At 70.1% G+C, this 8,060-nt stretch carries 9 protein-coding genes and 2 tRNA genes; 7 read left to right on the forward strand and 4 right to left on the reverse strand.

The window, feature by feature from the left end; genetic code table 11:
• Positions 1-28 precede the first annotated feature (28 nt).
• From NGB36_RS14780 to NGB36_RS14790, 3 genes are all read left to right on the forward strand, one after another.
• A tRNA-Ile gene (locus NGB36_RS14780) sits at positions 29-105 on the forward strand.
• A 163-nt stretch (positions 106-268) separates the two neighbouring features.
• Positions 269-409 (forward strand): DLW-39 family protein, encoded by a 141-nt coding sequence (locus tag NGB36_RS14785; RefSeq protein ID WP_255920712.1) that lies wholly within the window; start codon positions 269-271, stop codon positions 407-409.
• A gap of 174 nt (positions 410-583) precedes the next feature.
• Complete coding sequence (locus tag NGB36_RS14790) at positions 584-1,948, forward strand: hypothetical protein (RefSeq protein WP_255920713.1); 1,365 nt, start codon at positions 584-586, stop codon at positions 1,946-1,948.
• A 1-nt stretch (position 1,949) separates the two neighbouring features.
• Here the strand turns inward: NGB36_RS14790 and NGB36_RS14795 are convergent, their stop codons facing one another.
• Both NGB36_RS14795 and NGB36_RS14800 read right to left on the reverse strand, forming a co-directional pair.
• The gene (locus NGB36_RS14795; protein ID WP_255920714.1) at positions 1,950-3,104 is read right to left on the reverse strand and encodes a serine/threonine protein kinase; all 1,155 of its coding nucleotides are present in this window, start codon (positions 3,102-3,104) and stop codon (positions 1,950-1,952) included.
• Positions 3,105-3,128: 24 nt separating this feature from the next.
• Positions 3,129-3,680, reverse strand: coding sequence for a helix-turn-helix domain-containing protein (locus NGB36_RS14800; RefSeq protein ID WP_255920715.1), 552 nt, complete (start codon positions 3,678-3,680; stop codon positions 3,129-3,131).
• 99 nt (positions 3,681-3,779) lie between these two features.
• Between NGB36_RS14800 and NGB36_RS14805 the strand changes: the two genes are divergently transcribed.
• The 3 genes from NGB36_RS14805 (at position 3,780) to NGB36_RS33790 (ending at position 6,191) form a co-directional block, all read left to right on the forward strand.
• Positions 3,780-3,852: transfer RNA gene (locus NGB36_RS14805), tRNA-Ala, on the forward strand.
• A gap of 688 nt (positions 3,853-4,540) precedes the next feature.
• Positions 4,541-5,545 (forward strand): 2-dehydropantoate 2-reductase, encoded by a 1,005-nt coding sequence (locus NGB36_RS14810; protein WP_255920716.1) that lies wholly within the window; start codon positions 4,541-4,543, stop codon positions 5,543-5,545.
• A 25-nt stretch (positions 5,546-5,570) separates the two neighbouring features.
• Positions 5,571-6,191: an ABC transporter permease gene (locus NGB36_RS33790; RefSeq protein ID WP_372509442.1), complete on the forward strand. Its 621-nt coding sequence runs from the start codon at positions 5,571-5,573 to the stop codon at positions 6,189-6,191.
• On the opposite strand, the gene NGB36_RS14820 is transcribed toward NGB36_RS33790, so the two are convergent.
• Together NGB36_RS14820 and NGB36_RS14825 are read right to left on the reverse strand one after the other, a co-directional pair.
• Positions 6,184-6,579 (reverse strand): type II toxin-antitoxin system VapC family toxin, encoded by a 396-nt coding sequence (locus NGB36_RS14820; RefSeq protein WP_255920717.1) that lies wholly within the window; start codon positions 6,577-6,579, stop codon positions 6,184-6,186. The genes NGB36_RS33790 and NGB36_RS14820 overlap by 8 nt on opposite strands.
• Complete coding sequence (locus NGB36_RS14825) at positions 6,576-6,842, reverse strand: hypothetical protein (protein ID WP_255920718.1); 267 nt, start codon at positions 6,840-6,842, stop codon at positions 6,576-6,578. The genes NGB36_RS14820 and NGB36_RS14825 overlap by 4 nt, the downstream gene beginning before the upstream one ends.
• Positions 6,843-7,446: 604 nt before the next feature.
• Here NGB36_RS14825 and NGB36_RS14830 point away from each other — a divergent pair.
• Entirely contained in the window at positions 7,447-7,995 is a 549-nt protein-coding gene (locus NGB36_RS14830; protein WP_255920719.1) for a hypothetical protein, read from the forward strand.
• The last annotated feature ends 65 nt before the right edge of the window (positions 7,996-8,060 follow it).

Below are 8,060 nucleotides of genomic sequence, written 5' to 3' on the forward strand. Positions count from 1 at the left end.
GACGTGCGCTAATCTTTCGGTGCAGCGCGGGGCTATAGCTCAGACGGTTAGAGCGCTTCCCTGATAAGGAAGAGGCCACAGGTTCAAGTCCTGTTAGCCCCACCAGCGCAAAGGCCCGGATGGATCTTATTCCGTCCGGGCCTTTGGCATTGCGGCATGCGGGAGTTGGGCGGGAGCCGGGAGGGACAGGTCACCGTTCGATATCGGCCGGTGTGTATCATCGGGCGCGTCGGAGGACTCCCCAACGCAAGAAGGACGAGGTCGCGCGGTGAAGAAGCTTCTCCTGGTCGCACTGGCCGCCATCGGCGGGCTCCTCGTGTACCGCCAGATCCAGGCGGACCGCGCCGAGCAGGACCTGTGGACGGAGGCGACCGACTCCGTTCCGGCAGGTTCCGGCGCGAGCTCCTGACGAGCTCCTGAGACGAGCCCGAGAACACCGGTCAACAGTCACAACAGGGCCCCGGCCGCGACGCGCGGCCGGGGCTTCGTTGTCGCCCGATGTTGTTGCCGGACTGTGACGAGGATCACCTTGTATTTGCTCAAGCAAATCAATACGTTCGCGAGAGCAAAGAAGGGGGGTAGTGTGCGAAGGAACCGGTACGGCGTCCTGCCGAAGGCCTTGGCGGTCCTCGCGCTGCTGGCGGCCGGGCTGCTGCCGACCGTGGGGACGGCCGCCGCATCGGCGTCGGGTGGTGGCTACGGCACGTGGGTGCCGCAGGGAACGCCCGTCCAGGGCACGGCGAGCAGCGCGGACGCCCCGCCGCTCAGCCCCGGCGCGACCTACCGCGACAGCCTCGCCCGCGGCGCGACCAAGTACTACGCGATACCTCTCGACGCACGGTCCTCCGCCTACCTGTCCGTCTTCGCCGTCCCGCGGCCGGGCAGCACCGTCGGGTTCATGGACGGCTTCAAGCTGAGCCTGCTCGCCACCGACGACATGGTGTGCGACACCTACAACGCGAACGTCGGCGCCGACGGCGCCGCGTACCCCATCGGCGGCTATGTGAGCCGCACCGTCAGCCAGTACGGCCAGTGCCGGCAAGCCGGCGACTATCTGCTCGCCGTGCAGCGTAATCAGGACGCCGGCGGCAGCACGGAGACCTGGCCGCTGGAGATCCGCTACATGTCGGAGCCCGGACTGAAGGCCGGTGCGAGCACCGGCACACCGCAGCCCGCACCGTCCGGCACTCCCCCCGTGACCACCGGCGGCGTTCCCACTGCCGTCACCGGTGGCAGCGGCATCGATGACGCGCCCGCGCTCGCCGGAAGCGGCGCGTACAAGGATCATCTGATGCCGGGCCAGTCCCGCTTCTACCGTGTGCTCGTCGACTGGGGTCAACGGCTCACCGCCACGGGTGACTTCGCCAACGCCGCCACCACTCGGACGGGCGGCGCACCGACCGGTGGCTTCACGGTCAGCGGCGTCCGCATGGACCTCTACAACACCGCCCGAGGCCTCGTCGGCGGCAACGACGCGACGTACAGCGGCCAGGCGGCCTCCGTCGCCGTCTCCACCGCGCCCGTCGCCTACGCCAACCGTTTCTCCAGCGACGCAACCGTCAAGGCCTCGCCCTTCGCAGGGTGGTACTACATCCAGCTCGCGCTCCATCCGGACGTCGGGCGGTACACGGCGGGCGGCGTCGACGCCGTACTGCACGTCGCCGTCAACGGATCGGTGACCGCCGCTCCCGCGTACAACGGCGATGCCGCACAAGCCGGTTTCGGTATCACCGACGGGGACCGCGCGGCGGCCAGGACCGGCGCCGTGCCCGGCCGGCGGGCGGACGGCGTGCTGCGCGACCTCGGCTTCGGCGCGCTCGGACTCGGCACGATGCTGGTGATGGCGCTCGCCACGTGGTTCGTCCTGGCCCGCCGCCATCCGGTCGACACCGCTCAGCGGACCCGGCCGTACGGCGCGCCGCCCCCCGGCAGTTCCGTCCCCTGGTAGGTCACGACGTGGCGAGCGCCCAGATTCCCACCGCGAAACACAGCACAGCGACCACGAGCACCGGCACCACCACCTTCGCCGTGGGCACGGGCACGGCGCGCTCCCGCGGCGCGGGCGTGCTGGCCGTGCTGTCCGTGCTCTCCGTTCGGGGCGTCCGGGGGTCCGTGTACGGCCGGGTGGGCCCGGTCGGGTACGGCGGCTGACGAGGCTGCGGAGGAGCCAGCCGGAAGCTGGTCTCCGTGACAGCGGTCTGCGCGGTCTGCTGCGCCGCCCGGATCGGGCCGTCCGGGCCGAACCCCTCGGGCAGCGGCCCGATCTGGTCGAAGACCTCCACCGGCTCGTCGTCGATCGCGAGCTCCGGGAGCAGCTCGACGGCGGCGGCCAGCGCTTTGCGCGCGCCGAGCGCGGTACGGAAGCGGGCCTCCGGATCCGGGTGGAGCAAGGTCGCAACCACCTGCCACAGCGGCTCGGGAACGCCCACAGGAGCACCCGGAACCCCGCCCTCCGCCGCGTACCGCTCGACCAGCGCCTGCGCGTCCGGCTTGCGTCCCGTCAGCAGATAGAGCGCGACGAGACCCACCGCATACAAGTCGGCCGGGAAGTCCGGCTCGGCGCCCAGCAACTGCTCCGGCGCGAAGTAACCCGGCGTCCCCACCACGAAGTCCGGTTCCGTCAGCCGTGGCTCGCCCTTGCGCATCGCGATCCCGAAGTCCGAAAGCCTCAGGTGGGGACGTCCTGTTCCGGTGGCTTCGAGCAGGATGTTGGCGGGCTTGATGTCCCGGTGCACCACGCCCTCCGCGTGCACCGCGGTCAGCCCGGCGAACAACTGGTCGAGCAGGACGCACACATAGTGCGGCGGCAGCGGCCCGTAGTCGCCGATCAGATGTGCCAGTGAGCCGCCGCGCACCAGATCCATGGTGAACAGCACCTGGTCGTCATCGGCCGCCCAGCTGGTCGGCGCCAGCACATGCGGATGGTCGATGCGCAGCGCCTGCTCCCGCACGAAGCGCAGCAGCGCGTGCGCGTCGACCTGGCGCAGCACCTTGGCTGCGACATACCGCTTGCGCCGCCTGTCCCAGGCGCGCCACACGGCCCCCACGCCGCCGCGCCCGACCGGATCGACCAGCTCGTAGCGACCCGCGAACACCTCACCCATCGCGCCCGCCCAGCCCCCTGCCCGTCAGTCCTGGTGCGCCTCGAAGTGCGCGACCGCGTCGTCGGTCCTTCCGGCGCCGTACACACGAAGGAACTCTGCCAGTTCTGGATGGGCCGCGGCGAGGGTGTCCGCGGCCGCGAGCAGCTCGTCCGCGGAGCCGAGGGAGCGCAGCAGCGACTGGATCTCGCGGACGACGCGGCGGGCAGGGAGCGGGGACTGGACGCTCGCGCCGCTGTGCGTCGTGGTGCTCAGCAGGGACGATCCTGCCGACTCCCGGATCTCCTCCATCCGCGAGGCGGCCTCGGCGGGCGACGCCATGCCGTCCGCCACCTCCCCGGCCAGCTCCTGCAACGCCTGCAGCCGCTGCACCACGGCCGGATTCCCGATCTTCGCCCGCTGCCCGCTCATCAGCTGCGACAACATCGGCGCGGACAGACCGAGCACGCCGGCCAGCCGGGCCTGGTTCAGCCCGAGATCCGCGATGAGCCGCCGGAAGAGATCCCCCAGCGGCTCCCCGTACCACCCCCGCTGCAACTCGCGCGCGCGAGCCGTCGTGTCCTGCGGCGAGATGTCCATTCGGGCTCCGTTTGCGTCTGCGAATCTCGCAAACCATCCTATGACCACGGATACCCGGTCGGGGATCCCGGCCGCACCAGGTACGCTGTTCTGCGGCACGGGGCCTTAGCTCAGTTGGTAGAGCGCTGTCTTTGCATGGCAGATGTCAGGGGTTCGACTCCCCTAGGCTCCACTGGTAAATGCCCTCTGACCTGCGGAAACGTGGTTCAGAGGGCATTTTTGGTGCGCACACGGTGCGCACGTGTGCGCACATGAGGAGCGTATTGGGCTCGCAGCCCTTGATGTACAAGGGCTCTCCTCGAGTAGTGATCCCCTGCGGATCCCCCGGCGATCCCCCGATCCCCTGATTGCAGGGCGGAGTGCGTTGAGCGCATTCCGGAGACACCATGTCGACACCCTCGGTGAACAAGCCTCCGACGCAAGAGAGATTCGTCTGAGCGGGAATCGTGAGTCCGGCGGTGACCCCCTCGTTCCAGCGTCGGTACCAGATAAGCGAGGTAGGGGTGGATGCGTCCGCTGCGACGTACGCCGGTCCCGGAGGGAACATCCTCGGGGGTGGCTGCGTGTGCGCACCGGCGCTGGTGGTCGGCGACCCCGACAAGCGTTCGGGGCAATAGCGCGCTGGCGCAGTAAGGACCGCTCGCTCTACGCGGGCGACCGTCGACAACGCCCGAGCAGGCACCGGGGAGCGTCTGCGGCCGCCTGGCAGCCAGGTTCCGGTGGCTGCCCACCGGCGTCCAGCACGCGTCCTCCGGAGACCAATCCCTGGGTAAGAGGTAGGAGACCGGGGCCTGGTCAGCCGGCATGCCCCTGGTCCATGCTGGCCCCTGCCCGCCCCCGCCCTTCCGCAGGAGTCGCCCATGCCCAAGCCCCGCTTCACCGTCCTCGGCGCCGGCAGTATCGGCTGTCATCTTGGCGGCCACCTCGTCGCCGCCGGGCATGACGTGGCATTCATCGGCCGGTCCGCCGCCATGAATGTACTGCGCGAGCGGGGACTCACCCTCAGTACCTCCGTCCGGCCGCCCGTCCACCTCACGCCGGACCAGCTGACGCTGGCCACCGGCCCCGAAGCCGCCGCTGGCGCCGACTATGTGCTGGTCACCGTGAAGACCGCCGGCACCGAGGCCGCCGCCAAGGACCTCGCCGCTCATCTCGCCCCCGGCGCCGTGGTGGTCAGCTTCCAGAACGGGCTGCACAACCCCGCCACCCTGCGTGCCGCGCTCCACGGCCACACCGTGCTGGCCGGGATGGTGCCCTACAACGTGGTGCAGTCCGAGCCGGGCACCGTGCACCAGGGCATGCCGGGCAGGCTCATGACCGAGCCCAACGACATGCTCTCCGCCGCCTTCCGCGAGGCGGGCTTGGCCATCGAGGCCCGCACCGACATGTCCCAAGTACAGCACGCCAAGCTGCTGATGAACCTCAACAACGCGATCAACGCCCTCTCGGGGCTGCCGCTGCGCGACCAGCTCGGCCAGCGGGCATACCGTCGCTGCCTTGCCCTGTGTCAGCGCGAGGCCCTCGCCGTCTACCGCGCCGCAGGAGTCACTCCCGCCCGCCTCGGCCCCGCCGCGCCCGGCGTAACCCCGTACGTGCTGGGGCTGCCCGACGCCCTCTTCCGCCGGGTGGCGGCAGCGTCCCTCCGGATCGACGCCCACGCGCGCTCCTCGATGTGGGAGGACCTGCAGCGCGGTCGGCCCACGGAGATCGATTCACTGCAGGGCGAGATCGTCGCCATCGCCACCGCCCACGAGCAGAGCGCCCCCGCGAACGCGCGTCTGGTCGCCCTGGTGCACGAGGCGGAGTCCACGCCGCGCACGTGGCCGGGACCGGAGCTGTACGCCGAGCTGTGCGCGGCGCGCTGAACCGCGCGAAATCAGCGGTCGGCGTTTGGAAGACGCCGCCGACCTCATCGGCGATCTCACCCAGGCCCTCGACGCGCCCCCAAGTCGCCGCCGTGCACGGCGTGCTGGCCAACACTGCCAGCCCCGAGGACCCCTCGGGCGTCAACGTCAGCCAACCTCGGCCGCTCTGCAGGCCCCCGCACAGGCGAGCAGCGCCCTGACCAGGCTCTTCCTCGGCCTCGGTGCGGTCGCGCTGCTCGTCGGTGGCGTCGGAGTCGCCAACATCATGGTGATCTGGGTACTGGAACGCCGCGGCGAGATCGGCCTGCGCCGCGCACTCGGTGCCACCGAAACCCACATCCGGGTGCAGTTCTTCACCGAGGCGCTGCTGCTCTCCCTGCTCGGCGGCGCGGTCGGCGTAGCAGCGACCGCGGTCTACGCCACCCTGCACGGCTGGGGCTGGGCGATCGTCGTGCCCGCCATGGCGTGGGCCGGCGGTGCCTCGGAGCCGCGCTCACCACCGACGCCCGCCTCGACCGCGCTACGCCGCCCGCATGTCTCCCACGGAGGCACCGGGCCCTTCGAGGAGAGGGAAGGTGTGTGGGGTGCCCATCTCGTTCTGGGCATCCCGCACCGTGGCCCGGCGCCAGGCGCGGTTGTCAGTTGAGGAGGTTGATGGGGCAGTTGGTTCCAGTGGCGCGGGCGAGGCGGGCGTCGGTGGTGAGGAGGGGGCAGTCGTAGGCCTCTGCGGCTGCGATGTAGCCGGCGTCGTAGGTGGTGACGTTGGGATGGAGCTCCCAGATGCGGGGGAGCAGGACGCGGGTGAGGGGGACGATGGGGGAGATCTGGCTGAGGGATGTGATTGCCTCGGCTGCGTGGGTGTGGGTGATCTTGCCGCCGAGGAGGTTTCCCCGGATGACGGAGGTGACCTCGATCATCCAGTGTTCGGGGGCGATCCACCGGTCGTCGTCGGCCAGTGCTGCGCGGCAGTTCTGGCCGGTCGGTCCTTCGTCGAGGAGGGCGAAGGCGAAGACGGAGGCGTCGACGACGATCACGCGTTGCCCTCGGGAACGCCGAGTTCGGCATCGCGTGCCTCGCGTGCGTTGCGCAGGGTTCCGACGACGTCGTCGGTGGACAGTCGGGTGCCCCAGGTGCGGCCGGTCAGGCGTTGCAGGGCGGTGAGGTTGTCGCGGCGGCGTACTTCGTCGCTGACGACGTCAAGCAGGTACGACTGGAGGGACTGCCCGCGCTCACGCGCTATGGCGGTGAGTTTGTCGCGGAGGTCCTCGGGGACGTCACGGATCTGTAGGGCGACCATGGGACCACCATACACCGGTGCATGCGGAAATGCATGCAAGATCCGGTTTCGGTGGCGATCCTGAGCTGCGGGCCGCGGCTCATAGGCTGTCTGGCACGACCCGGTTGTTTGTGAAATTTGCTTTCGCGATGCGTGCGCACGTGTGCGCACCGGACCAGGATCGAGTAGGACTCAGCAGGATGCAAGCTGGATGTATTGTCCGGTTTTTCCGGCAAAACCGCAGGTGAGAAGCGTCTCGGTTTCGGGTTCGACTCCCCTAGGCTCCACTCCGTAAATGCCCTCCGACCTGCGGAAACGTGGATTCGGAGGGCATTTTTCGTGCCCATCGGCGGGCACGTGCGTTCTCATACGGCATGCCGCTGAGGGCGAGACGCGCCCGGCAGGCCCGTTCGGGTGCCAGGTCCGGGGCTGTCAGGGGCGTGGTCGGCCGGCAGCGGGGAGAGGGCGTCGGGCGATCTCCCAGGCATCGTCCGCACGAACACCGCCGTCCGTTCGCAGGATCTGCACATAACGAATGCATCACTGACACCGTTGCGCCCCTCTGGTAGAGCTTTACTGATGGCGCATTCAAGCCATGTCACCGAGGGCTGGGGAGGGTTCGGGAATGGGCAGGCACCGGCAGGCCGGGGGTGCGCGGCGTGCGCGCTCGACCGTGGTCAAGGCCACCGCCGCCTTCGGCATGGCCGCTGCGCTCGCCGTGGGCGTCAAATCGGTGGCGGACGGTCCGGTTGGGGCACAGGCGATGTCCAACCCGGACGGCAAGCCGGTGAAGGATCTCGCGGCGGGTCCCGTCGCCGATCCGACGACCTCGGCTGCGACGCAGCAGCCGCGCCACCTGACCCCCACCGATATGGCGACCGAGCCCGCAGCAGCGCCGACGCCGACCCAACTCTCCACGGCGATCCGGACGCAGCAGGTGACGCCCTCCTACTCTGCGGCTGCGCAGCAGACCGCGTCTGCGGCCACGATGCCGACGGTGTCCGCGCCGACCCCGTCGGCGACCTCGTCGTCCTCGCGGGCCACGCCCGCCCCCGCGACGTCCTCCGCTGCGCCGGCTCCCGCATCGAGGTCCGGTGCGCAGCAGGGAACCGGCCTCCTCGGCGGCGTGGTCAGCGGCGTCGGTGGACTGGTCAACGGTCTCCTCGGCAACTGAGGTCGCGCGTCCCGGGTTGTGGTCAGGGTGCGGAGTTGGGGATGTTGGGGCTGTCGGCGTAGGCC

It is taken from the genome of Streptomyces humicola, assembly GCF_024436035.1.
Taxonomy (GTDB): domain Bacteria; phylum Actinomycetota; class Actinomycetes; order Streptomycetales; family Streptomycetaceae; genus Streptantibioticus_B; species Streptantibioticus_B humicola.

What these genes read in the sequence shown, in the direction of transcription:
- NGB36_RS14830 (WP_255920719.1), top strand. Translation starts at nt 7,447, where the DNA reads ATGGGCAGGCACCGGCAGGCCGGGGGTGCGCGGCGTGCGCGCTCGACC.
- NGB36_RS14795 (WP_255920714.1), bottom strand. Translation starts at nt 3,104, where the DNA reads ATGGGTGAGGTGTTCGCGGGTCGCTACGAGCTGGTCGATCCGGTCGGG.
- NGB36_RS14800 (WP_255920715.1), bottom strand. Translation starts at nt 3,680, where the DNA reads ATGGACATCTCGCCGCAGGACACGACGGCTCGCGCGCGCGAGTTGCAG.
- NGB36_RS14825 (WP_255920718.1), bottom strand. Translation starts at nt 6,842, where the DNA reads ATGGTCGCCCTACAGATCCGTGACGTCCCCGAGGACCTCCGCGACAAA.
- NGB36_RS14810 (WP_255920716.1), top strand. Translation starts at nt 4,541, where the DNA reads ATGCCCAAGCCCCGCTTCACCGTCCTCGGCGCCGGCAGTATCGGCTGT.